Here is a 23,898-nt window from a genome sequence, read left to right as displayed (position 1 = left end):
GACCTGGCCGATCGTCAGGCCCGCTTTTCCGGATGCGCCAGAGCGTAGGCAAGAAAATCGTCCTCGGACAGAGGCTTGGCGAAAAGATATCCCTGGAAGATGTTGCAGCCGATGCCGCGCAGGACTGTGGCCTGTTCGGCCGTTTCGACGCCTTCGACCACGGTGGCGATGCCCAGCGTCTCGGCGATTTCGATGATGGCGCGCACCAGATTGCGCGCGCGCATGTCGGTGGCCACCGGACGCACGATCCGCCGATCCACCTTCAGCGCCTGAGGCGCGATCTCCATCAATCCGATGATCGAGGCATGACCCGACCCGAAATCGTCGATCTCGATGTCGATCCCGGCCTCGCGGATCTGGGCGAGGTGGAAGCGGAACGCGTCGCTTTCCTCCTCGACAAGGATCGATTCCAAAAGCTCGAAGGTCACCTTGGTGCCGCTGCCGACCATCGAGCGCGCCAGCGACACCACATCCGGGTCGTGCATCCGGCCCGAACTGACATTGAAGCTGATCTTGGGCAACACCAGCCCCTGCGCCCGCCAGCGTTCCAGCGCGCCGCGCGCCTTCTGCATCATGATCCGGTCGATCTCGGCCACGATCCGCAGCTGTTCGGCCACATGCATGAAGGCATCGGGTGCCAGCAAGCCCTTTTCGGGATGGCGCCAGCGCAACAACGTCTCGGCCCCCACCAGATGCCCGTCCTCGGCCGAGACTTGCGGCTGGAAGAAGGGCACGAATTCGTCGCGCTCCAGCGCCTCGTGCAATTCGGCGCCGATCTCGCGGTCGTTGAGGATGTTCCGGTGCAGGTCGGCGGTGAAGAACTCCATCCGGTTCCGCCCGCCCTCCTTGGCGCGGTAAAGTGCGGCATCGGCGAACAGCTGCAGCTCGGCCCCCATCGCGTCGATGTCTTCGGTATGGGCAATGCCGAAGCTGGCGCCGAACCGGCAAAGCCGCCCCTCATAGGTCAACGGGCGGGCCAGCGCGACCTGCACCCGTTCGACCACCTCGCGGGCGTTTTCGGCGCTCATGCCCGGCCCGAGCAGGATCGAGAATTCGTCGCCGCCGATGCGCGCCGCGAAATCGGCGGCGCGCAGGGCCCCGCGCAGCTCTTCGGCGACCCGGATCAGCACCCGGTCGCCCGCCTCGTGGCCCAGCGTGTCATTGACGTATTTGAAATGATCCAGATCGACCCGGATCAGCACCGCATCGCGGGGCCCGTCCCCGGTGCGCGCCGCCTCGATGCGGTCGGCGAGGACCTGGTCGTAGTAGCGGCGGTTCGGCAACCCGGTCAGCCCGTCATGCAGCGCCTGGCGTTCGTTTTCGGCCCGCATCGTCTCGGCCAGCTGATGCGCCTGGCGCAGTTCCGCCTCGCGCCGCACATCGGCGGTGACGTCATGCAGCGCCCCGGCCCAGACAATGGTGCCGTCGTCCTGGCGGCGGGGGGCCGCGGCCCCCGACAGCCAGACCTGCCCGCGTTCGGGGTGACGGATCCGGAACCGCTCGCTCCAGAGGCTGAGATCGCGGGCGCTTGCATCGGTGCTGTCGGCCACCCGCTGCAGATCCACCGGATCGACCCGCTTCATGACGTTGCGGTCCCGCGCCTCGATCTCGGCCCGGGTCAGGCCCATGATGTCTTCGAATTGCGGGCTGGTATAGGGAAAGTCGCTGCTGCCATCGGGCTTGCGACGGAATTCATAGAGTCCGACCGGGGCGATCAGGGCCACCGAGCGAAGCCGTTCGTGGGCCCGGCGCACCTCTTCCGCAGCCTCGGCGGCGCGGCGCTCGACGGCCAGTTTTTCGGTGATGTCGAAGACGTTGCCGAACCAGACAACGACCCCGCCCTCGCGACGGAACGGCAGCGACGCGACCAGTACCCACCGGAAGTCGCCCTCGGGCATCCTGACCCGCAACCGCATCTCGAACGGGGTCAGCCCGCGCCGCGACTTCGAGATCGCCAGGCGCAGGTCCTGGATATGATCGGGATCGACCCGTCTGAGAAGCGCCTCTGAATCGGCCTCGATCTCGGCCCGGGTGAGGCCCATCAGCGCGGGCAGCTTGGCGCTGAAATAGGGCAGGTCGAATTGCCCGGCAGGCGTCACGCGAAAGACGAAAAGCGCGCCCGGCGCGTTGTCGGCAAGAGTGTTCAGCCGTTCCCCCGCCAGACGCGCGGCTTCGGCGGCCTCGGCGAGGCGACGTTCGTTCTCCTTGACGTGGTCGATGCTGACGAGCGCTCCGGCGATCAGGTCGGGCTGGTCGGTCGCGCTGCGGTCGACCCGGCGTGCCACCGTCCGGTACCAGTGATAACTGCCATCGGCATGTTGCAGCCGGTGTTCGTGGGTATAGCCATCCGCGCGGTAGTCCAGCAGGTCGCGCATCCCCGCGACGGCCGAGTCGCTGTCTTCGGGATGGATCAGACCGCGCCAGCAGCGGTTTTCGGGCGGGAAGGCGTCGGGCGCGTAGCCCAGAAGCCCATAGGTGCCTTCCGGTATCCAGCCTTCGCCGGTGTCGGGGCAGACGACCCAATGGGCGATGCCGCTGCACAGCGCCGAGGTGCGCAGCATCTCTTCGCGGGTCTGCGATTCGGCCCGCGCGGCCTCGGCCTCTGCCAGCGCCTCGGAAAGCCGGGCCTCGTTCTGTTTCTGGCGGTCGGTGCAGGTATGGGCCCCCGCCAGCAGCGGCGGCAGCCCCTCGGCCCGGCGGTCGATCAGCCGCGCGACCGTCCGGTACCAGTGATAGGACCCGTCCTTGTGGCGGATGCGGTGATCGTAATCGTAAACCTCGGCCTCGCCCCGGATCACCGCGTCCATCGCGGTGGCGGTCGCCGGAAGGTCGTCGGGATGGATCAGGTCGCGCCAGCCCGCGTCGTCGGGCACGAAATCGCCCGGCTCGTAGCCCAGTTGCCGGAAGCCCTCGGCGGTCATCCAGGCCTCGCCGCGCTCGGCGCAGATCGACCAGGCGCCCATGTTGCCGCAGATCGCGGCGGTGCGCAGCATCTGTTCGCTGGCCCGGGCCTCCTTCCGGGCGATCTCGGCGGCAGCAAGCGCCTCGGCCAGCCGCGCCTCGTTGGCCTTGCTTGCCGTGATCTCGGTCAGGGTGCCGCAGACCATGTCGGGCAGGCCGGACCCCGCGCCGTCCAGCCAGCGCGCCTTGGACGCGACCCAGCACCAGCCGTCATCGCCGCGGCGCACCCGGAACTCGGCCGAGATCGCCTCGGTCTCGCGGCGGTAAAGCGCGTCGACGAGGCCCAGCGCCTCGCGCGCGTCGTCGGGATGGATCATGTCGCGAAATTCGGCCGACCCGATCCGGTGTCCCGGCGGATAGCCCAGCATCGCCGCCAGATGCGCATCGGCCCGCACCAGGCCCAGCGCGGGGATCGCATGCCAGGGGACGACATTGCTGTATTCGGTGGAAACCCTGAGGATCGTGGCCTGAAGATGAAGCTTGCCGCGCGCCGCCTCGGCCTCGTCGCGGGCCCGCCGCGCGGCCTCGAGTGCGCGGGCCAGATCCTGTTCATGGGTCTTGCGGGCGGTGATGTCCCGGCTGATGCCGCAGACCAGCGGCGGCAGGCCGACCTCGGCCAGCGGCACCAGCCGGGCGGTCGTTTCGTGCCAGCGCCAGCTGCCATCGGCGGTGCGCAACCGTGAATCGATGTGCAGAAGCTCGCTTTCCCCCGCCAGAAGTGCCTCGAGCGCGGCGCGCGCGGCCCCCGCATCGTCGGGGTGGATCACCTCGCGGAACCCGATCCGGCTGGTGTCGATGCTGCCCGGCCGATACCCCAGCGACCGGAAACAGGCATCGCTGAGCCAGTAGGTCCCGGTGGCCGGATCGAATGTCCAGTGCCCGAACCCCGCCCCCTCGGTCGCGATCCGCATCAGGCCTTCGGTCTTGGCGGCCTCGGTGCGGGCGCGGCGCGCGTCGAAGAGGGCCTGCTGAAGCCTGGCCTCGTGGTCCTTGAAATGGGTCACATCCGACAGGCTGCCGCACAGGATCGTCCGCCGTCCCGGCGTGGCGACGATCCGGCGGGCGGTCGCCTCGACCCAGAGATAGCTGCCATCGCGATGGCGCAGGCGGCAGTCGATGCGCATGCTTTCGCTGCCGCCCCGGATCAGTTGCGCCGCCACCGCGCGCATTGCCGGGCGGTCCTCGGGATGCAGCCGCGCCCGCAGCCACGACGAGTCGAGGGCAACCTCGCCCGGCGCAAAGCCCAACAGCGCCGGGACCCCGTCCGCGACCCAGATCCGGCGCCGGGCGGGATCGAGATACCATTGCGCAAAGCCCGCCGCCTCGGCCGCGCGCTGCAAAACCTCATGGTGACGCGACATGCCTGGCGGAAGCCAGGCGGCAGCCTCGACGCCGGACCCGATCTCGCCCTGGCACGTCTCGGCGGCCCGCGGATCGGCACTGGCGCCGCAAAGCCCGACCGGTTCGGCCTGAACCAGTACGGCACCGGCGATCCCCGCAAGCCGGGTCAGCGAACAGTCGAGCAGCCGGTGGCGCCCGGTCCCGGTCAGGAACCCGCCCCGATAGCGGACCCGGGCGCGCGCCCCGTGCAAAAGCGTGGCGCGCGCGCCCTGCAGGCGCCGGGCGCAGCGCTCAGGCAGCAGCGCGCCGTCGCCCAGCCCGGCCCAGTCCGCCGATGCACGCTCAAGCAGCGTCGCGGCGGCAGCATTCGCCGCCAGAACCTTTCCATCGGACCCGGTGGCCCAGGCGGGTACGGCCAGCGCCGCCAGCAAATCGGCCAGCCGGGCACGGAGCGCCGCCGGCCCCACCGGGGCACCGGCGCGGCGCAAGGTCATGCGGGGATCGCGCTCCTTGCTCATGCGGCCTGCCACCGGCGCGGCCGGACGGGGCCGGGCCGGGCGAAGTCACCCGCTTGCGCACCGCGCGCGGTCCCGTCGGCGGTGAAATCGAGACCCGCGGCCCGAGGCCCGAGACCGACGGGATCGGCCAGCATGACGGGCTTCCCGGGGCCCCGGTCCGCCGCTTCGGCGGAGAGGCCCGCGCAGGGGAGGTTGTGCCCCCCGCAGGCCGCGCGCCGATCGCGCGGACCAACCCGGCCCCGGGGGACGAGGCTGGAAGCGGCGGGCCGATGCCCCGGCAAAGCGGCTGCAAAGGTCGAGGCGATCCTTGGACAAGCCGGACCGGGCGTTCGCCCCGCGTCGCCCCCTTTCGGCGCGGTCCGAGGCACCAGGCCGGACCGGGCCGGCGCGCAGGGGTCCGGTGCCGCGCAGCGCGGCGATCGGCCAACCGGAACGGAGCTTGGCATGGCACTCTCCAACGGCGTGACTCCGGTGCTTTCCCTTGCGTAATCCAGTCGTGCGACTCTGGCGTCGACGCCTAAATGTGCCGTTAAGCGGAACGGTGTCGTGCCGGTGTCGATCTCTGTTCAATATCAAGACTTTCGCTCAAAGACCGGTGATCTATGGTCTGGAACAGAAAAAGAACATCATGCCGCCCTCTTGGCGCCAGATCCGCTGCGGCGAACGAAACCGGCGCCACGGCGTTGTGAGACCGGGCCCGGTGCGACTCGCGGCCCGTCAAGCGCAACGACAAGCCGGGAGGTGCCCATGGCCCGAACCGAAGACTACACCCATGACGGGCTCAAAGCGCTGCGCGAGGCGCCGGTCTCGACGATCCTCGATGCGGTCGAGCAGACCGCGCAGGGCGACCGGGTGACGGTCCGCGGGCTGTTCGAGGCGCTGGGGTCGGTGTCGTTCCTGCCGCTGATGATGGCGCCCGCGCTGGCAGTGGTGTCGCCGCTGAGCGGGATCCCGGGGTTTTCCAGCCTCTGCGGTCTGGCAATCGCGCTGGTCGCCGGGCAGATGCTGATCGGCAAACGCCATCTCTGGGCGCCGGGCTGGCTGATGCGGCGCGAGATCCGGGCCGAACGGACCCGCAACGCCGTCGACTGGCTGCGCCGCCCGGCGCGCTGGCTGGAATGGGCGGCGCGGCCGCGGCTGCGGTTTCTGGTGACGCCGCCGCTGGTCAAGATGCTGCAGGCGCTGTGCCTTCTGGCGGGACTGTCGATGCCGTTTCTGGAACTGGTGCCGTTCAGCTCGTCGCTGCTGGGGGCGGCGGTGGTGACCCTGTCGGTGGCCATGCTGGCGCGCGACGGCCTGCTGGCGCTGATCGGCCTCGCACCCTTCGTCGCGGCAGGGGCCGTGATCGCGGGTGTTCTGGGCTGAAACGCCGATCCGTTTCGAGACCGGGCGGAAAACGAAAAGGCGGGCCGAAGCCCGCCTTTCGCCAATCAGTTCTGAGCCTCGCGCGCCTCTTGCGAAATCGCGCCGCCGGCCTTCTCGATATCCTGGCCTGCGCCCTCGACGGTTTCGCAGGCAGCAACCCCGAGAAGCGCAGCCGCGGACAGGCAGAAAACAACGATACGGGTCATGGAACCTCCTGTTTCAATTACGGAATGCTAACGCCTCTCATCCCGTTCGGGTTCCCTGCGATCGGCTTATTCTGCCGCTTCTTCGGTCTCGGGCTCCTCCTCTTCCTCGGCCGAGGCCGGCAGCGGCCGGAAAGTCAGATGCAACTCATAGCGGTCGGGGTCGGAATGAGCCTCGAATTCGGCATCGAGCTGCGTCGCGAAGGACGATATCAGCTGCCGCCCCATGCCCGAGCTTTCCGGATCGCCGGGCTCGGCCTTCGGTTCGGGGTCCTCGTTGCGGGAATTGACCACGCTCAGGCACACCCTGCCATCGTCAAGCGTCTGCAATGCCATGGTGATCCAGGCGGGCCCGCCCGAGGGCGGCGGCCGACAATACTTGACGGCGTTGATCGCGGCCTCGGTCGCCAGCAGCGACAGCGGCACCGACTGGTCGGGATTGACCTCGACCGGGCTGAACTGGGTGGCGATCTTGACGCTTTTGTCGGTGCCGTCGATATCGCCCACCACGACCAGCTGGCGGATGATGTCGTCAAGCAGACGGTCGGCGCGGACCATCGACAGCTTGCGCGCCATGTAGAGATAGCGGTGGATCGCGGCCAGCGCCATCACCCGGTCCTGCACCCGTTTCAGCAACCGCCGCGCCTCGGCGCTGTGGGCATTGCGGATCTGCATGTTCATGATCGAGGTGATGAGCTGGAGGTTGTTCTTGACCCGGTGATGGACCTCCTTCAGCAGGATCGTCTTCTCGGCCAGGTCCTCTTCCAGCGCCCGGTCCTGTTCCGCAAGACGCCGTGTCATGCTGCGGAAGGCTTCGGCCACCACCTCAAGCTCGTGCGGGGCATGATCGAGCCGGGCATGGGCGAAGTCCGTATGGCCGCTGGCGTAAAGCCGCATCCAGCCTTGCAGCCGCTTGATATGCCGGATCACCAGCCGGTGGACCGCGAAATAGGCCACCACGATTCCCGCCCCCCACATCAGGATCGGGAAATACAGGGCCATGGTCCGGCCCGCCGTCGGCGCCAGGCTGTTGCGCCCGGGCGCCCAGCTGCCCATCACGAAGATACGGTCGTCGATCACCGGAACCACGGCGAAATCGCGGATCTCTCCCAGCCGGTTCGTGCCGCGGAACGACTGCCGCCCCTCGGCCGCAAGCCGGTCGAGCGTGCTGTCGCGCGGCAGAACCTCTTCGAAGGACTCGGGCGTCGCGCTGTCCTCCAGCCGCCCGACGTCAGTGCCGTCCTCCCGCTTGGCCGCTTCGGCGGTCAGAAACTCGCCCTCGCGGTCGAAGACCAGCAGATCGACCTCGGCCCCGCCATCGTCCAGCGTGTAATAGGCCGCCGCATAGGGGATCGAGATCACCACAAAGCCACGCAGTTCGGAGGCCTCGTAGACCGGCACGCTGACACGGACCACCCGCGCGCCCCGCAGCGCCACGCTCAGCCGGGTGTCGACGCGCGGCTGCGGATCGCGCAGCAGGTTCAGGAAATAGGATTCGTCGAGAATCCGCCGCCGCTCGCCGGTCGAGGAACAGGTGATCTGGCCCTCGGTATCGACGAAGCCCGCGAACAGGTAGGTCGGGCTGTCCTTGACCAGACGCGCCAGCACCGAGTCGCAGGAGACCCCCCCTCCCTCGAACAGCACATTCGCCGCCGCCACGGTGCGGGCGGCGCCGAACGCTTCCTGGATCAGCGCCTGGGTCCGCGAGGCGGCGCGCTGGGTCCGGTCCATCAGTGCCACCCCGGACAGCCGCTCGGTCTCGTGCAGAACATTCGAGGTCTGAGAGACAGAGATCAGCCCCAGCGGCAGCATGGCGACCGTCAGGGCGCCGATCAGCCAGAGCGCCAAGCTCTTGGTCAGGCGACGCGCAGAGATCCGCGCCTTGAGATTTTCGGTCATGCGAGCCGCTTGGACGACAGACCCGCCAGGGTCACCGGATCGGTCATCGACAGATCGTCGGTATCGTTCAGATGCATCAGCTCGGCCAGCCGCACCCGCGCCCGGTTCACCCGGCTCTTGATGGTGCCGACGGCGCAGCCGCAGGTGGCCGCCGCCTCCTCGTAGGAAAAGCCCTCGGCCCCCACCAGGATCAGCGCCTCGCGCTGTTCGTCGGTCAGCTTGGCGAAGGCGACCTTGAAGTCCTCCATCGCCAGACGGCCGTCATGATGCGGCTTTTCCGACAGATGCGCGGCCAGCGCGCCATCCGGGTCCTCGACCTCGCGGCGTCGCTTTCGGTGCATCGAATAATAGGTGTTGCGCAGGATGGTGAACAGCCAGGCCCGCAGGTTGGTACCGACCTCGAACTTGTCGAAATTGGCCCAGGCCTTGACGATGGCGTCCTGCACCAGGTCATCGGCCGTGGCGGCGTTGCGGGTCAGGCTGAGCGCGAAGGCCCGCATCGCCGGGAGGTGGGTCACCAGTTCTTCCCTGGGATCCGACACCGCACTCACTTAGTGTCACCGTTATTTGCCTTGGCCACGTCTTCGCCATCGCCGCGCAGCTGTTCCAGCAGCTTGAGAAACCGGTCGGGGACCTGTTCCTCGACGGCTTGCGCATAGACGCGCCGCAAGTTTTCGTCGATCTGCTCTTGCATATGACCCCTACGGTCCTTCTTTGCCATTCCGGTCGGCCCGCCCTAACTTTCAGACTGCGGAACCAAACGCGCCGTCGCGACGTTCGGTTCCCATGAACAACAGTTTTTTCGAGGTCGCGCATGACGCATCCAAATCCCTCTGAAGATCTTTCCCGGGTGATCGGGGCGGAACTTCCCTATCTCAGACGCTACGCGCGGGCGCTGACCGGCAGCCAGACCAGCGGCGACGCCTATGCGATCGCGACGCTCGAGGCGATCCTTGCAGATCGCGGGATCTTCGAACAGGGCCTGCCGCCGAAGGTCGCCCTGTTCAAGGCGTTCTACGGCATCTGGTCGTCGTCTGGCGGACGGATCGGCGAGCCCGAACCTGTCTCGGGCATCGAGGCGCGGGCGCAATCGCGGCTGGCGTCCCTGACGCGCAATACTCGCGAGGCGTTGTTGCTGCATTCCATCGAGGGCTTCACCTATGACGAGGTGGGCGCCGTGATGGGTCTTCCGGGCGACGAGGCTGCCAGCCTGATCGCCATCGCGCGGGACGAGATGGCCCGCAGCATCGCCGGACGCGTGCTGGTCATCGAGGACGAGGCAATCATCGCCATCGACATCTCGGCCATCGTCAAAGGCCTGGGCCACGAGGTGACCGGCATCGGACGCACCCGGCGCGGCGCGGTCGATCTGGCGAAACAGACGCCGCCGGACCTGATCCTCGCCGACATCCAGCTGGCCGACAAATCCTCGGGTATCGACGCGGTGAACGACATCCTCGCCGAGCTGGGCGACCGGCCGGTGGTGTTCATCACCGCCTTCCCCGAACGGCTGCTGACCGGCGAGAGGCCGGAACCCGCCTTCCTGATCTCGAAACCCTATACCGAGGATCAGGTGCGGTCGGCCGTCAGCCAGGCGATGTTCTTCTCGAGCACCGAAACGCTCGGCGCCTGACCGACCTCGCGGCGGAGCACCGGGTGCATCCGCTGCGACGGTCCTGAAACAATCGACCCCGCCGGGATCTCCGACGGGGTCTTTGTCTGACGTGCCGCCCGCGCGGGCCTGCGGACGGCGTGCAGTCTTCTTCGTCTTCATCTTAGGGCATGCGGCCCCGCAGCGCCCGCGCGACCAGCGCGATGACGAAGAGAACGAGGAAGACGAAGAACAGGATCTGTGCGATCCCGGCCGAGGCCGATGCGATGCCCCCGAACCCGAAGGCGGCGGCGATCAGGGCGACGACAAGAAAAACGAGTGCCCAATACAGCATTTCAAGGCTCCTTTCATGTCCGGTTGTGCTGACCCAACGTCGCCGGGGCCGAGTGGTTCCCGGCCTGTACAGGGGGTCTCTCGCAAGCGTGATCGCGCCGCGAGCGGGCGGAACCCTGTCCGGCACGGCGGCGTTTCCTCCGCGTATGCGATACCAAGCAACCGAAAGGAGGCCGTCATGGCACAATCGGCTCAGGCACGGAACGGCAGCGCCAGCGTTCAGGATCTCGAGGTCCAGATCGAGGCGCTGAAGGGCGACATCGCCCAGATCGCCCGCACGCTGGGGGATCTGAGCGAGGCGAAGAAGAACGACATGCGCGATTCGGTCCAGCGCCGCGCCGCCGAGATCCGCGAACGCGGCGAGGCAACGGTTGCGGGCATGCAGTCCCGCGGCGCCGAGCTTGGCGAACAGGCGGCCGATGCGGTCCGCCGCCAGCCCGCCGCCGCGATGGGCATTGCGGTGGGCCTGGGCTTTCTCGTCGGGCTGATGACGGGCCGCCGCTGATGTTCTCGCTGCCTCTCGACGAGGCCGAACGCCGGGCGCGCGCCTTTTCGCACCGGCTGGCGCTCGGCACCGCGGGCAGCCTCTGCGCGGGCGTCGGCGCCGCTTTCCTGACAGGGGCGGCCTGGCTTGTGCTTAGCGCCGGTCACGGAGCGGTCTTCGCCGCCACCGTGATCGGCGCGGCCTATCTGGGGGTGGGGCTGATCTTCTGGGGCCTGAGCCTGCGCCGGAGCCCGCCTGCGCGACCCGCGGCCCCGGCCGATCCTTACACGCCCTTCGTGCACATGGCGGAAGGCTTTGCCGCCGGGCTGGAAGCCGGCCGCGCCGCGCGTGCGCCCAACGGCGATGCGCGGCACTAAGCCCGGCTGCGTTCAGGACGCGGCCGGGCCGACCCAGCGATTGGCATGGCCCATCTTGCGGCCCGCGCGGGTTTCGGTCTTGCCGTAAAGATGCAGCGCGACCTTGGGATCGGCGGCCAGATCGGGCAGGCGGTCCATGTCGTCGCCGATCAGGTTCTCCATCACGATGTCGGAATGGCGCGCCCCGTCGCCCAGCGGCCAGCCCGCAACGGCGCGGATATGCTGTTCAAACTGGTCGATGACACAGCCGTTCTGGGTCCAGTGGCCGGAATTATGCACCCGGGGCGCGATCTCGTTGACGATCAGACCGGCTTTCGTCACGAAAAGCTCGACCCCCATTACCCCCACATAATCGAGCGCGTTCAGGATGCGCCCCGCCAGCAGCACCGCATCGGTCCGCTGCGCCACGGTCAGCGGCGCGGGTACGGTCGTCGTGCGCAGGATGCCGTCGCGATGCACGTTGGCGCCCGGGTCGAAACAGGCGACCTCGCCCGAGGCGCCCCGCGCCGCGATCACCGAGATCTCGGACGAAAACTCCACGAACCCCTCGAAGATCGCGGGGGCGCCCGCCAGTTCGGCCAGCGCCGCCGGTCCGTCCTCGGGCGCCATGATGCGGGCCTGCCCCTTGCCGTCATAGCCGAAGCGGCGGGTCTTCAGGATGCCGGGCACGCCGATCTCGTCCAGCGCCTCGGCCAGATCGACCTCGTCATCGACCGCGGCGAAGGGCGCGGTCGCCAGCCCCAGCCCGTTCAGGAAGGATTTCTCGACCAGCCGGTCCTGGCTGACCGCCAGCGCTTTCCGGCCCGGGCGGATCGGCACCACGGCCTCGATCGCGTCCAGCGCGGCGGTCGGGATGTTCTCGAATTCGTAGGTGACGACATCGACCGAGGCGGCGAACCGCGCCAGCGCCCCGGTATCCTCGTAGGGCGCGGTCGTCACATGGGCCGCGACATGACCGGCGGGCGGCTCGGGCGCGGGTTCGAAGACATGACAGCGAAACCCCAGCCGAGAGGCCGCGACCGACAGCATCCGGCCAAGCTGGCCGCCGCCGAGAATGCCGATGGTGGCGCCGGGGGCAAGGGCGTCGGCGCGGGGCTCACTCATCGGCCGGAACCTCGGGGATCGAGGCCGACAGATCGGCGCGCCAGCGGTCGAGCCGCTCGGCCAGCGCCGGATCGTTCAGTGCGAGGATACCCGCGGCCATCAGCCCGGCATTGGCGGCCCCCGCCGCGCCGATGGCCATGGTCGCGACCGGAAAGCCCTTGGGCATCTGCAGGATGGAATAAAGACTGTCGACGCCCGACAGCGCCCGGGTCTGGACCGGCACGCCGATCACCGGCACCCGCGTCTTCGAGGCCATCATGCCCGGCAGATGCGCCGCCCCGCCCGCGCCCGCGACGATGACCCGCAAGCCCCGCTCGACCGCCGTCTTGCCATAGGTCCAGAGCCGGTCGGGCGTCCGGTGGGCCGAGACGATGCGGGCCTCGTAGGGCACCTCCAGCGCGTCCAGGATGTCGGCTGCCTCTTTCATCGTGGACCAGTCCGACTGGCTGCCCATGATGATGCCCACTTTCACGTCGCCCATGCGGTTCGGCCCCCTCGTCTTGCGAGCGGGCACTATAGCCGCGCCGGACGGCGACGCAATGCGGCTAGGCGATGATGTCGGGCGTCAGCTGATCCTCGATCAGCGCGATGCGGTCCTTCAGGGCCAGCTTCTGCTTTTTCAGCCGCTTTAGGGTCAGGCTGTCGCCGGTCCCCTTCTCCTGAAGCGCGTGAATCGCGTCGTCGAGATCCCGGTGCTCGCGCCGCAGGACCTCCAGTTTGACGCGCAAGACCTCGTCCGAATTCATCTCGCTGGCGATGTTCATCTGGTTCCCGGGGCTGAGTCGATGCGGTTCCTTGAAGTGTTAACATAGCGATTTAATGCCCTTGCGGGAAGCCGCCCCGGTTCCCATATCCTGGGTCGGACCGCCGCGGACGCGGGGTCCCGGAACTTCCAGGTCGCTTGTTCAAGGACTTGACCAATGACGAAACTCACCCTCGGCTCGTATCCTTTCCTTCTGGGGTTCGAGCAGCTCGAACGCCTTGTCGAGCGGACCGCCAAATCCGGAAACGAAGGCTACCCGCCCTTCAACATCGAACAGACCTCCGAAACGGGTTACCGGATCACGCTTGCCGTGGCCGGTTTTCGCGACGAGGATATCGCGATCACCGTCGAAGACCGGCAACTGGTGATCCGCGGCCGTCAGGTCGAGGACTGCGCCGAACGCGTCTTCCTGCATCGCGGCATCGCGTCCCGGCAGTTTCAGCGCAGCTTCGTGCTGGCCGACGGGGTCGAGGTGACGGGGGCGACCATGGAAAACGGTCTTCTGCATGTCGATCTGAACCGGGCGGTGCCGGACAGCGTTGTCCAGACGATCCGGATTTCCAGAGCGTGAGGTAAACGGTCATGAACGAGAAATACGATCTTCTGCCCGAAGGCGGCGAGCGCATCGTCTATGTGCGGCCGGTCAAGGTCGCCGACCTGCCCGAAGAGGTGCAGCGTCAGGCCCTGGGGCTGGACGAGCTTTACGCCGTCCACGACGTCAATGGCGGCCGCCTCGCGCTGGTGCGGGACCGCAAGCTCGCCTTTCAGCTTGCACGCCAGAACGACCTGGCGCCGGTCAACGTGCACTGACGCCGCCGCGGCCCCCGGGGGCCGCCGCGCTCAGCCGGACTGGGCGCGGAAATGCGCCGCTGCCAGATCGAACAGCCGGTCGCGGATCGCGGGAGGTTCCATCATCATCTCGTGGCGCCCGTCCTCGATGACCTCGAGCCGTCCGCCCGGCCAGTCGGCCATGCGCCGCCGAATCGCCAGCGGATCGACGATCCGCTCGCGCCCGCCAAGGAAGGTCAGGGCCGGCACCGCCGGAGAGCGCTGCCGCGCCAGCCAGGCCGCCTCGGACAGCGCCTCGCCCAGCCAGCTCAGCGTCGGCCCCGCGATGGAAAGATCGGGATGCGCGGTCAGCTGTCGGCGCAGGATCTCGTACATCTCGCGGTCGCCGGTCAGATCGTTCGTCTCGAAGGGCGTGGCCAGCACATAGGTCGTGCCCCCGGTGCCGGGCACCCGGACCGGCCCGAACCCCAGCCGGGGCGCAAGCCCGGTCAGCGCCCAGGCCAGGGGCGCGATCGCGGCGCTGATGCGGATGCCCCACATCGGCGCGGAAAAGACCGCGGTCGCCACGTCGAGCCCCTCGATCAGCGCGCGCAATCCGATGGCGCCGCCCATCGAATGGGCCAGCATGTGATAGGGCCGGGGCAGACCCAGCGCCTCGGCGGCCTTGCGCACCGCCCGCACATCGGCCTGGAAATCGGCGAACCGCGCGACATGGCCCAGCGAGCGGTTTGCAAGCGTCCGGTCGGCCAGCCCCTGCCCGCGCCAGTCGATGGCCAGCGTGGCAAAGCCGCGGGCCTGAAGCGCGGCCGCCGCGGCGCCGTATTTCTCGGCATATTCGGTGCGCCCGGAAAACAGCAGAACGGTGCCCGCGGGCGCCTCGCGCCCCCAGACACCGATCCGTATCCGCACCCCGTCCTCGGTCCGCAGCCAATAGGCTCGGCCGCCTTCGGGGCCGTGGGCCACGTCCGCGTAAAGCGGCGCCTCGTCCATTGCGATCAGGTGAAGATCTGGGCCAGCTGCATCGCCTTGCCCATGTCGCCCTCGATCTTGAGCTTGCCGGTCATGAAGGCCGTGGTCGGGTTCAGATCGCCCTCCATCATCGCCCGGAACGTCTCGAGACTGGCAGACAGCGTGACGTCGGCCTCGGCATCGCCCGCATGGGCGCCGTCGGAATCGACGATGATGTCGCCGGTATCCTCGATGGCGAACTTGGCAACGCCATTGAAGCCGCCCGACAATTTGGCGTTCAGGGCCTCGACGGCCTTGTCCAGCGTGTCGCTCATTCGGGATCCTCCGATTTGTGAATGCGGGGCATGTCGCCTTTGTCCGCCTGTTGCGCTATTCTAAAGGACGTTATGGCCAAAACGCTGCGCATTCTCAATCTTGCCTTGGCGGTATTTTCCGCGTCCGTGTTCTTGGCTGAGCGGGGGCTTGCCGATTCCGCCCGGGCCGACGATCTTCTGGAAGAGTTGCAGCGGCCCGATCTGCCGAACTGGCAGCGGGTCGAGGACGCGCTTTGGACCGAATGGTCGAAATCGGGCTCGGCCTCGATGGACCTTCTGCTGAAGCGCGGGCGCGACGCCATCGAGGCCGAGGCCTTCGGCACCGCGATCGAGCATCTGACCGCGCTCGTCGATCATGCGCCCGATTTCGCCGAAGCCTACAATTCCCGGGCGCTGGCCTACTACCGGTCGGGGCTTTACGGACCCGCTCTGTCCGACCTGGCCCAGACGCTGGAGCTGAACCCCCGCCATTTCGGCGCACTGACCGGGCTTGGCACCATCCTCGAAGAGACCGGGCACGACACTGCGGCGCTAGGCGCCTATCGCGCCGCCCATGCTATACATCCCCACGATCCTGACCTAGAAGAGGCCGTGCACCGGCTCGAGGTCGTCACCTCCGGCCGGACCCTCTGAACGACGGGCGAAGGGGCTGAAGGATGACAGCGCAGTCGAGGATCACCGCGGTCCTCGGGCCCACCAATACCGGCAAGACCCATTACGCGATCGAGCGGATGCTGGCCCACCGTACCGGTGTGATCGGCCTGCCGCTGCGCCTGCTGGCGCGCGAGGTCTATGACCGGATCGTCGCGCTGCGGGGACCGTCGGTGGTGGCGCTTGTCACCGGCGAGGAACGGATCGTTCCCGACCGCACCCAGTACTGGGTGGCGACGGTCGAGGCGATGCCCGAGGCGACCGGCGCCGATTTCCTGGCCATCGACGAGATCCAGCTTTGTGCCGATCCCGAACGCGGCCATGTCTTCACCGACCGGCTGCTGCATGCCCGCGGCCAGCACGAGACGCTGTTTCTGGGCGCCGACACCATGCGCAACGCCATCGCCGCGATGGTGCCGAAGGTCCAGTTCATGCGGCGCGAGCGGTTCTCCGAACTGGTCTATGCCGGGTCCAGGAAGATCAGCCGGATGCCGCCCCGCTCGGCCATCGTCGGCTTTTCGGTCGAGAACGTCTATGCCATCGCCGAGCTGATACGGCGCCAGAAGGGGGGCTGCGCGGTGGTGATGGGCGCGCTTTCGCCCCGGACCCGCAACGCGCAGGTCGAGCTTTATCAGAACGGCGATGTCGATTATCTGGTCGCGACCGATGCCATCGGCATGGGGCTCAACCTCGACATCAAGCATGTGGCCTTCTCGGCGCTCGACAAGTTCGACGGCCGCCGGATGCGGCCGCTCTGGCCGAACGAGCTGGCACAAATCGCGGGCCGCGCCGGGCGACATACCCAGGCCGGCAGCTTCGGCGTCACCGGCGAGGCGCGGCCGCTGCCCGACGAGGTGGCCGAGGCCATCGTCGAGAACCGCTTCGACCCCGTCGCCCGGCTGCAGTGGCGCAATTCCAGGCTGGACTTCGGAACACCGGAGCGGCTGATTGCCGCGCTGGAGACACACGCACAGGGCGACTGGCTGACGCGGGTACGCGAATCCGACGACCTGCAGGCCCTGAAATCGCTCTCGGGGCTGCCCGATCTTCGCGCCCGGATCCGCGATTCGCGGGACGTGAAACTTCTTTGGGATGTCTGCCGGATACCGGATTTCCGGGGGATTTCGGCCGCCGAACATGCCGGTCTGCTGGAACGGATCTTCGGCTTCCTGCATGGGGCGGGCCGGGTCCCGGACGACTGGATGGCGCGACAGGTCAAGCGCATCGACCGGACAGATGGCGACATTGACACGTTGTCGAAACGTCTGGCCTATATCCGCACCTGGACGTATGTCGCCCAGCGCACGGGGTGGGTCGCCGACGAACCGCATTGGCGCGAACAGACGCGCGCGGTAGAGGACCGCCTGTCGGACGCGCTGCACGGCGCATTGACGCAAAGATTCGTAGACCGGCGGACCTCCGTTCTGCTCCGCCGGTTGAAACAGAAGGAGAGCCTTGTGGCCGAGGTGAACGACAAGGGTGAGGTGACGGTCGAGGGGCAATTCGTCGGCCGTCTGGAGGGCTTCCGCTTCCGCCAGGATGCGTCCGCCAGCCCCGATGAAGCCAAGACCCTGCGCCAGGCGGCGCTGGTGGCGCTGGCTCCCGAATTCCACCTGCGCGCCGACCGTTTCTACAACGCGCCCGATACCGAGCTCGATTTCACCGAGCAGGGCGGGCTGATGTGGGGCGCGCATGCGGTGGGCAAGCTGGTGGCGGGTGCCGATCCGCTGAAGCCGGGCATCGACGCCTTCGTCGACGAGGAGGCCGGGCCCGACGTGATCGAAAAGGTCCGCCGGCGGCTGCAGCATTTCATCGACCGCCGGGTCGCGACCCTGTTCGAGCCGCTGCTGAACCTGCAGCGCGACGAGACGCTGACCGGGCTGACGCGCGGCTTTGCCTTCCGCGTGGTCGAGGCGATGGGCCTGCTGTCGCGCGACGGCGTCGCCCAGGAGGTCAAGGATCTGGACCAGGAGGCCCGCGCGGCCCTGCGCAAGCACGGGATCCGCTTCGGCCAGTTCACGATCTTCATGCCGCTCTTGCTGAAGCCCGCGCCCACCCGTCTGCGGCTGGTGCTGTGGTCGCTGGCGCGCAATCTGGACGAATTCCCCGAAAGCCCGCCGCCCGGGCTGGTGACGATCCCGGTCGTGCCCGGCGTGACCGAAGAGGTCTACCGGCTGGCGGGCTATCGCCCGGCCGGAACCCGCGCGATCCGGATCGACATGCTGGAACGGCTGGCCGATCAGCTTCGGTCGGAAGACACCCGGGGCGGCTTCGAGGCCAAGGCAGACATGCTGTCGATCACCGGCACCACGCTGGAACAGTTCGCCGATCTGATGCAGGGCCTCGGCTACCGCGCCGAAAGGGGCGAGCGGCCCAAGGTCAAGGCGGCCCTCGCAGCAGAGGCGCCCGAAGCCGAGGCCCCGGCCCCGGATGCAACCGCCGAGCAGGCGGCGGATCAAGCCGTCGACGCGACGCCCGAGGCGCCCGCTGCCGAGGTCGCGCCCGAAACTGCACCCGAGACTGCGGAAGAGACTGCGGAAGAGACTGCGCCCGAAACCGGCGCTGAACCGGCTGCCGAATCCGAGGCCGCGCCCGCAGAGCCCCCGGAAGACGCCGAGATGGAGGTGTTCTACACCTTCACCTGGGCGCCGCCCCGGCGGCGGCAAGGCGGCGGCCGTCCGCGCGGCGATGGCGCGCAGGGCGGTCAGGACCGGGGACAAGACCGCGGGCAGGGCGACGGCCCGCGCGGCCGTGGCGGCAAGGGCGGCGGCAAGCATGGCGGCAAGGGCGGCAAGCATGGCGGCGGCGGTGGCAAGCCGGGCGGCAAGGGCGGCCCGCGCCATGACGGGCCCAAGACCTTCGAGGCCCGCCCGCCCCGCAAGGAAAAGCCCATCGACCCCGACAACCCCTTCGCCGCCGCGCTGATGGGGCTGAAGACCAAGAAGTAGCCCCGCGTGACCGAGGCCCCGCGTCCGACCCTCCGTCTGGACAAGTGGCTCTGGCAGGCCCGCTTCTTCAAGACGCGCACGCTGGCCACCAAACTGGTGGCCGGCGCCCATGTGCGCGTGAACGGCACCAAGACCGACAAGCCCGCGGCGCAGATCGGCCCCGGCGACACGCTGACCTTTCCCCAGGGCCACGAGATCCGCGTGGTCCGGGTTCTGGCGCTGGGCGACCGCCGCGGCCCCGCGACCGAGGCGCGCACCCTCTACGAGGACTTGACCCCGATCAAGGAAACGCCGCCTGCAAGCCCTAAATACGAAGGTGGAGGCCGTCCGACGAAGAAACAGCGCCGCGACCTTGACCGAACCCGCAAACCGCCGCTTGAATGATCGGCAGTCGTGGTTTAGGTCCACCCAGATCGGAAAATCGAGAGTTCGCCCATGACTTACGTCGTCACCGACAACTGCATTGCCTGCAAGTATACCGACTGTGTCGAGGTCTGCCCCGTGGATTGCTTCTACGAGGGCGAGAACATGCTGGTGATCCATCCCGACGAGTGCATCGACTGCGGCGTGTGCGAACCCGAATGCCCGGCCGACGCGATCCGGCCCGACACCGAGCCCGATATGGACGAATGGGTCGAATTCAACCGGAAATATGCCGAGGTCTGGCCCTGCATCATCACGCGCAAGGATCCGCTGCCCGAAGCGGAAGAGCGCGACGGCGAAGAAGGCAAGCGGGCCAAGTACTTCTCGGAAACGCCCGGGGTCGGCGGTTGACGGAGCGCCGTTAACCTCTGCCGCTCACGGCTTGGGCAGGAAATTGCCCGCACATTCATGCGCTTGCCCCAACGGAACCAGCATGCCGCTTTCCGTGGGGCATTTTTTGTGTTATGCTTCCTTTACAAATGGCTGACCGAATCTTCAAACCACACGCAGAATCCGCCTTCTGCGGGGTGGTTTTTCAGCGCCAAGGGAAATGGATAAGCCGGGCATCGCTTGATCCGGACGTTTTCTTGTCGCTGCCCCTGCGGTCCATGCGAGGAAGTGCTGTATGACCAAGACCAAGAAATCCGAGTTCCGCCCCAACGATTACGTGGTCTATCCCGCCCATGGCGTGGGCAAGATCGTGTCGATCGAGGAGCAGGAAATCGCCGGCATCCCGCTCGAACTTTTCGTCATCTCTTTCGAGAAGGACAAGATGACCCTGCGCGTGCCGACCAACAAGGCGACCGAGGTGGGCATGCGCTCGCTCTCGACGCCCGATGTCGTGTCGAAGGCAATGGCAACGCTGAAAGGCAAGGCCAAGGTCAAGCGGGCCATGTGGTCGCGCCGCGCCCAGGAATACGAACAGAAGATCAATTCGGGCGACCTGATCTCGATCGCCGAGGTCGTGCGCGACCTGCACCGCGCCGACGACCAGCGCGAGCAGAGCTATTCCGAACGCCAGCTGTACGAAGCCGCGCTGGAGCGGCTGACCCGCGAAGTCGCGGCCGTGTCCGGGATGGACGAGGTCGGCGCGCAGAAGCAGGTCGACGAGGTTCTGGTGTCGCGCGCGGCCTGACGCCGCCGCGCCCCTCAGGACAACACCCTATCCGAAGGCATCGGCCGCATCCCGGCCGGTGCCTTCCGGTTTTGGGGGCATCCTTTTCTCTTCCACGGCCGTCTTTTCCGTGGCTTGCGCACATTCGAACGGCGCGCGACCCGGGCGATCCGCGGGGCCTGACCCCACGTCACGCCCGTTTCCCGGAACCGGGCTTTCCGTTTCAAATCGGGACCATGACAGGTCCGTTCCGGATCGGCACTTCCGTGCCGCAAATCTCCGCGGCCAAAACCGGTTGATCAACTTCAAGTCGTATGCGAGAACGCGGGCGAGGATGAAGTTAACACTTCATTGAATGCGCAACCGCAAGCGCAGGCACGAAAAACGGGGCACACATTCCTGATGGGCACCGAAGCCGACCCCCGGCAGCTTCCCGACGAGATCCACTCCTGCACCGTACCTCCGATCGTCGGCATCGGTGCCTCGGCGGGTGGCCTGTCCGCCCTCGAGACCTTCTTCGAGAACTGTCCCTCGGATTCCGGTGCCGCCTTCGTCGTGATCCAGCATCTCTCGCCCAAGCACAAAAGCCTGATGGCAGGGCTTCTGGCGCGGCGCACGCCGATGCCCGTCAGCATGATCGAGACCGACACGCGGGTCGCGGCGAACCATGTCTACCTGATCCCGCCGGGTACGGTGATGCGCATCGATCGCGGCGTGCTGCGGCTGGCCCCCCGCAATGAGGGATTGTCGCTTCCCATCGACATCTTCTTTTCGTCCCTCGCGGAAGATTGCGGCGACCGGGCCAGCGGCATCGTGCTGTCGGGCACCGGCTCGGATGGCACGCGCGGCGCCATCGCGATCAATGCCGCGGGCGGTCTGGTCCTGATCCAGGACACCAAGGAGGCCAATTTCGACGGCATGCCGATGAGCGTGCGCCGCGCCGGGGTGGTCGATGCCGAACTGCCGGTCAGCGACCTGGCGCGGCGGGTGCTGGAACACCGCAGCCGCCCGCCTAAGATCCCGTTCGGCCCGGAACAGGATGCCGAGACCGGCCAGAGCGCCGCCGGATCCGACGGATCTTCGGGCGAGACCGACACGCTGGAGGTGATCTTCCAGGCGCTCGAGGATGCGACCGGCACCAATTACCGGCTCTACAAGGGCTCGACCATCCTGCGGCGGATCGGCCGCCGCATGCAGGTTCTGGGCCAGCCCGACCTGCAAAGCTATGTCGACCTGATGCTGTCCTCGCCGGGCGAGGTCACGGCGCTGAACCGTGAGCTGCTGATTTCGGTCACCCGCTTCTTCCGCGATGAAGACGCGTTCCGGGTGCTCGAGGAAACCGTCGTCCCGCGGATCGTCGAGTCTCTGGGGCCCGACCAGACCGCGCGCGCCTGGGTCGCGGGCTGCTCGACCGGCGAAGAGGCCTATTCGATCGCGATCCTGCTGCACGAGGCGTTCCACCGGGCCGGGCGCACGCCAATGGTCAAGGTGTTCGCCACCGATGTCAGCCAGGACAGCCTGCAATTCGCCTCGGCGGGCACCTATCCGGCCTCGGTCGGGGCCGAGATCAGCCCCGAACGGATGGAACGGTATTTCATCGCCAATGGCGACACGGTGCAGGTGTCGAGCGAGTTGCGGCAATCGCTGGTCTTTGCACGGCACGACCTGCTGTCGAACCCGCCCTTCACCCGGATGGACCTGGTCAGCTGCCGCAACACGCTGATCTATTTCCGCCAGGACGCCCAGAAGGACGCGCTGTTGCGGCTGCAATACGCGATCCGCAAGGCGGGGTTCCTGTTCCTCGGCAGCAGCGAGACGCTGTCCAGCCTGCAGAACGGGTTCCAGCCGGTCGACTCCAAGCACAAGGTCTTCGTCCGGGTCTCGGCGCGACCCTCGGCCCAGTTCGACCTGTCGGCGCTGAAATCCTCGACCCCGTTCGATCACGGCCTGAAGTCGCGTCAGTTCGCCGTCGACAGGGACAGCCGCCCGACGATGAGCGCCCGCGCCTTCGGCGCCCGCGGCCCGGTGCGGGAAAGCCTGACCGACATGGCAATCAATGCCCTGCTCGACGCCTGGGCTCCGCCGTCGATCCTGGTCAATGACAAGCTCGAGGCGATCCATTTCTTCGGCGACCTGCGGCCCTTTTTGCTGACCCGGTCGGGCGTGGCCAGTCTGGAACTGGTGCGGCTGCTGCCGAAGACGCTGGTGGCGATGGCCAGCGTCCTGATCCATCAGGCGATCGAGACCGCCCAAGCCCAGGCCTCGGAACAGATCGAGGTGCGGCTGGAAGAGAACGCCAGCGTGCTGCGGCTGCATGCCATTCCCTTCGCAGGCACCGAACTTGGCGCCTGCGTTCTGCTGAGCTTCGAGACAGTCGAGCGCGAGCCCCGGACGACGCCCGAGGGTGCGCAGCGGATCGACCTGACCGCCGTGGCGCAGGCGCGGATCGACATCCTCGAACGGCAGCTCGACTCGACCCGGGCCGATCTGCAGACCACGATTCAGGAACTCGAAACCTCGAACGAAGAGCTGCAATCGACCAACGAAGAGCTGATGGCCTCGAACGAAGAGCTGCAAAGCTCGAACGAGGAACTGCAATCGGTCAACGAAGAGATCAACACGGTCAACGCCGAATACCAGGAAAAGATGGCGATGCTGAACCGGCTGAACGCCGATCTGACCAGCATGATCCGCGCCGTCGGGGTGGCGACCGTGTTTCTCGACGAGGCGCTGCTGATCACCCGGTTCTCGCCCGATGCCTGTTCGGTCTTCAAGCTGCGCGAAAGCGATGTCGGCCGGCCGCTGGGCGACATCGCCCACAGGCTGAAATACCCAGCCCTGCTGGACGACATCCGCGACACCATCCGCACCGAGGTCAGCTTCGAGCGCGAGGCGACGGCCGAGGACGGCGCGCTTTACCGGGTGCGGATCATGCCCTATGCGGTGCAGTCGACGGGCCATCGCGGGGCGGTCGTCACCCTGACCAACGTGACCGTCTATCGCGATCTCGCCCGTCTGCAGGGGGTCATCGACGCCCTGCCCGAACATATAGCGGTGCTGGATTTCGACGGCACCATCGTCCTGACCAACAAGGCCTGGACCCGCTTTGCCCGCGCCAACGGCGATTCCGGGCTGGAACGCTGCGGCCCGGGCGCGAATTATCTCGAGGTCTGCCGGTCGCCCATGCCGGGCCAGCCGGTGCCGTGGGACCCCGAAGACCAGCGAATCGCCCTGCGCGCGCTTGAGGGGCTGAAGTCGATTCTCGAGGGCAGCCAGACTTATTTCGCGCTTGAATACCCCTGCCATTCGCCGAGCGAACAGCGCTGGTTCTACATGACCGCCGCGACCGTGGCCGGAAGCGAGTTCGGCGCCGTGGTCAGCCACATCGAAATCACCTCCTGGTTCCGGAATATGAAACAGGGTTGACGTCGCGTCCCCCCAAAGGACGCAACGTCACGACCGCTAACCCTCAAAAAACACTGCCGGATTTCCCTGTCGCGCTAAGGTTGTTTAATGGTTCGTTAGGTTTGTCGAACGACAGTCCGAACCGTTGGCGTGACTGCACCGAGGACTGTGCCAGAGATGGGACGACACGATGCGCCGGTTCCCCTGCCGGCTGCGGAAAGCGGTGGGACGAGTGACTTCGAGAGGGCTTCCCCCCAGCCCTCCGAGCCGTTGTCCGGCGTTCTGCGCCGGACGACGGCCGAAGGATGGAGCACTCTGGCACCGG

At 67.5% G+C, this 23,898-nt stretch carries 23 protein-coding genes; 12 read left to right on the top strand and 11 right to left on the bottom strand.

Annotated elements, in window-relative coordinates:
- Positions 1-14: 14 nt before the first annotated feature.
- Positions 15-4,796 (bottom strand): PAS domain-containing protein, encoded by a 4,782-nt coding sequence (locus tag DSD19_RS10475; RefSeq protein ID WP_165828103.1) that lies wholly within the window; start codon positions 4,794-4,796, stop codon positions 15-17.
- 771 nt (positions 4,797-5,567) lie between these two features.
- Here DSD19_RS10475 and DSD19_RS10470 point away from each other — a divergent pair.
- On the top strand, positions 5,568-6,185 hold the full coding sequence (locus DSD19_RS10470) for an exopolysaccharide biosynthesis protein (RefSeq protein WP_113669537.1): 618 nt from the start codon (positions 5,568-5,570) through the stop codon (positions 6,183-6,185).
- 65 nt (positions 6,186-6,250) lie between these two features.
- Here the strand turns inward: DSD19_RS10470 and DSD19_RS10465 are convergent, their stop codons facing one another.
- From DSD19_RS10465 to DSD19_RS10450, 4 genes are all read right to left on the bottom strand, one after another.
- On the bottom strand, positions 6,251-6,391 hold the full coding sequence (locus DSD19_RS10465; protein ID WP_075784054.1) for an entericidin A/B family lipoprotein: 141 nt from the start codon (positions 6,389-6,391) through the stop codon (positions 6,251-6,253).
- A 66-nt stretch (positions 6,392-6,457) separates the two neighbouring features.
- Positions 6,458-8,287, bottom strand: a complete 1,830-nt coding sequence (locus tag DSD19_RS10460; RefSeq protein WP_113669536.1) for a histidine kinase dimerization/phosphoacceptor domain -containing protein — start codon at positions 8,285-8,287, stop codon at positions 6,458-6,460.
- Positions 8,284-8,787: an RNA polymerase sigma factor gene (locus tag DSD19_RS10455; RefSeq protein WP_237399920.1), complete on the bottom strand. Its 504-nt coding sequence runs from the start codon at positions 8,785-8,787 to the stop codon at positions 8,284-8,286. Before DSD19_RS10455 ends, DSD19_RS10460 begins: the two co-directional genes overlap by 4 nt.
- A 47-nt stretch (positions 8,788-8,834) precedes the next feature.
- Positions 8,835-8,981 carry a NepR family anti-sigma factor gene (locus DSD19_RS10450; protein ID WP_337248276.1) on the bottom strand — a complete coding sequence of 49 codons (147 nt, stop codon included), beginning with the start codon at positions 8,979-8,981 and terminating at the stop codon, positions 8,835-8,837.
- A 120-nt stretch (positions 8,982-9,101) separates the two neighbouring features.
- On the opposite strand from DSD19_RS10450, the gene DSD19_RS10445 reads away from it, so the two are divergent.
- Entirely contained in the window at positions 9,102-9,920 is an 819-nt protein-coding gene (locus DSD19_RS10445) for a response regulator (protein WP_075784057.1), read from the top strand.
- Positions 9,921-10,062: 142 nt separating this feature from the next.
- Here the strand turns inward: DSD19_RS10445 and DSD19_RS10440 are convergent, their stop codons facing one another.
- Positions 10,063-10,233 carry a DUF1328 domain-containing protein gene (locus tag DSD19_RS10440; protein WP_075784058.1) on the bottom strand — a complete coding sequence of 57 codons (171 nt, stop codon included), beginning with the start codon at positions 10,231-10,233 and terminating at the stop codon, positions 10,063-10,065.
- Positions 10,234-10,410: 177 nt separating this feature from the next.
- Here DSD19_RS10440 and DSD19_RS10435 point away from each other — a divergent pair, with 177 nt between their 5' ends.
- Both DSD19_RS10435 and DSD19_RS10430 read left to right on the top strand, forming a co-directional pair.
- On the top strand, positions 10,411-10,737 hold the full coding sequence (locus DSD19_RS10435; RefSeq protein ID WP_075784059.1) for a YqjD family protein: 327 nt from the start codon (positions 10,411-10,413) through the stop codon (positions 10,735-10,737).
- Positions 10,737-11,093 carry a hypothetical protein gene (locus tag DSD19_RS10430; RefSeq protein ID WP_075784060.1) on the top strand — a complete coding sequence of 119 codons (357 nt, stop codon included), beginning with the start codon at positions 10,737-10,739 and terminating at the stop codon, positions 11,091-11,093. Before DSD19_RS10435 ends, DSD19_RS10430 begins: the two co-directional genes overlap by 1 nt.
- A gap of 12 nt (positions 11,094-11,105) precedes the next feature.
- On the opposite strand, the gene DSD19_RS10425 is transcribed toward DSD19_RS10430, so the two are convergent.
- The 3 genes from DSD19_RS10425 to DSD19_RS10415 form a co-directional block, all read right to left on the bottom strand.
- Positions 11,106-12,197: a 5-(carboxyamino)imidazole ribonucleotide synthase gene (locus tag DSD19_RS10425; RefSeq protein ID WP_113669535.1), complete on the bottom strand. Its 1,092-nt coding sequence runs from the start codon at positions 12,195-12,197 to the stop codon at positions 11,106-11,108.
- The gene (purE, locus tag DSD19_RS10420; protein ID WP_113669534.1) at positions 12,190-12,678 is read right to left on the bottom strand and encodes a 5-(carboxyamino)imidazole ribonucleotide mutase; all 489 of its coding nucleotides are present in this window, start codon (positions 12,676-12,678) and stop codon (positions 12,190-12,192) included. The genes DSD19_RS10425 and purE overlap by 8 nt, the downstream gene beginning before the upstream one ends.
- Positions 12,679-12,742: 64 nt before the next feature.
- Complete coding sequence (locus DSD19_RS10415; protein ID WP_075784063.1) at positions 12,743-12,961, bottom strand: YdcH family protein; 219 nt, start codon at positions 12,959-12,961, stop codon at positions 12,743-12,745.
- Between the two features lie 156 nt (positions 12,962-13,117).
- Between DSD19_RS10415 and DSD19_RS10410 the strand changes: the two genes are divergently transcribed.
- A complete protein-coding gene (locus DSD19_RS10410; RefSeq protein WP_075784064.1) occupies positions 13,118-13,531 on the top strand; it encodes an Hsp20 family protein in 414 nt (137 codons plus the stop codon).
- A gap of 11 nt (positions 13,532-13,542) precedes the next feature.
- Complete coding sequence (locus DSD19_RS10405; RefSeq protein ID WP_113669533.1) at positions 13,543-13,770, top strand: DUF1150 family protein; 228 nt, start codon at positions 13,543-13,545, stop codon at positions 13,768-13,770.
- A gap of 30 nt (positions 13,771-13,800) precedes the next feature.
- On the opposite strand, the gene DSD19_RS10400 is transcribed toward DSD19_RS10405, so the two are convergent.
- Both DSD19_RS10400 and DSD19_RS10395 read right to left on the bottom strand, forming a co-directional pair.
- The gene (locus tag DSD19_RS10400) at positions 13,801-14,739 is read right to left on the bottom strand and encodes an alpha/beta fold hydrolase (protein ID WP_113669532.1); all 939 of its coding nucleotides are present in this window, start codon (positions 14,737-14,739) and stop codon (positions 13,801-13,803) included.
- Positions 14,740-14,744: 5 nt separating this feature from the next.
- Positions 14,745-15,032: an SCP2 sterol-binding domain-containing protein gene (locus DSD19_RS10395; RefSeq protein WP_075784067.1), complete on the bottom strand. Its 288-nt coding sequence runs from the start codon at positions 15,030-15,032 to the stop codon at positions 14,745-14,747.
- A 126-nt stretch (positions 15,033-15,158) separates the two neighbouring features.
- Between DSD19_RS10395 and DSD19_RS10390 the strand changes: the two genes are divergently transcribed.
- The 6 genes from DSD19_RS10390 to DSD19_RS10365 all read left to right on the top strand — a co-directional run bounded on the left by DSD19_RS10390 (position 15,159) and on the right by DSD19_RS10365 (position 23,594).
- A complete protein-coding gene (locus DSD19_RS10390; RefSeq protein ID WP_243627881.1) occupies positions 15,159-15,665 on the top strand; it encodes a tetratricopeptide repeat protein in 507 nt (168 codons plus the stop codon).
- 23 nt (positions 15,666-15,688) lie between these two features.
- Complete coding sequence (locus tag DSD19_RS10385; RefSeq protein WP_113669531.1) at positions 15,689-18,631, top strand: helicase-related protein; 2,943 nt, start codon at positions 15,689-15,691, stop codon at positions 18,629-18,631.
- Positions 18,632-18,637: 6 nt separating this feature from the next.
- On the top strand, positions 18,638-19,015 hold the full coding sequence (locus DSD19_RS10380; protein WP_075784069.1) for an RNA-binding S4 domain-containing protein: 378 nt from the start codon (positions 18,638-18,640) through the stop codon (positions 19,013-19,015).
- 51 nt (positions 19,016-19,066) lie between these two features.
- Positions 19,067-19,405: a ferredoxin FdxA gene (fdxA, locus tag DSD19_RS10375; protein WP_075784070.1), complete on the top strand. Its 339-nt coding sequence runs from the start codon at positions 19,067-19,069 to the stop codon at positions 19,403-19,405.
- A gap of 274 nt (positions 19,406-19,679) precedes the next feature.
- The gene (locus DSD19_RS10370) at positions 19,680-20,189 is read left to right on the top strand and encodes a CarD family transcriptional regulator (protein WP_075784071.1); all 510 of its coding nucleotides are present in this window, start codon (positions 19,680-19,682) and stop codon (positions 20,187-20,189) included.
- Between the two features lie 381 nt (positions 20,190-20,570).
- Positions 20,571-23,594 (top strand): CheR family methyltransferase, encoded by a 3,024-nt coding sequence (locus DSD19_RS10365; protein ID WP_113669530.1) that lies wholly within the window; start codon positions 20,571-20,573, stop codon positions 23,592-23,594.
- Positions 23,595-23,898 lie beyond the last annotated feature (304 nt).

This window comes from Rhodovulum sp. BSW8 (assembly GCF_003314725.1).
Classification (GTDB): domain Bacteria; phylum Pseudomonadota; class Alphaproteobacteria; order Rhodobacterales; family Rhodobacteraceae; genus Rhodovulum; species Rhodovulum visakhapatnamense.
Note: the sequence above shows the minus strand (reverse complement) of the source record. Positions and strands in the feature narration are given on the sequence as shown.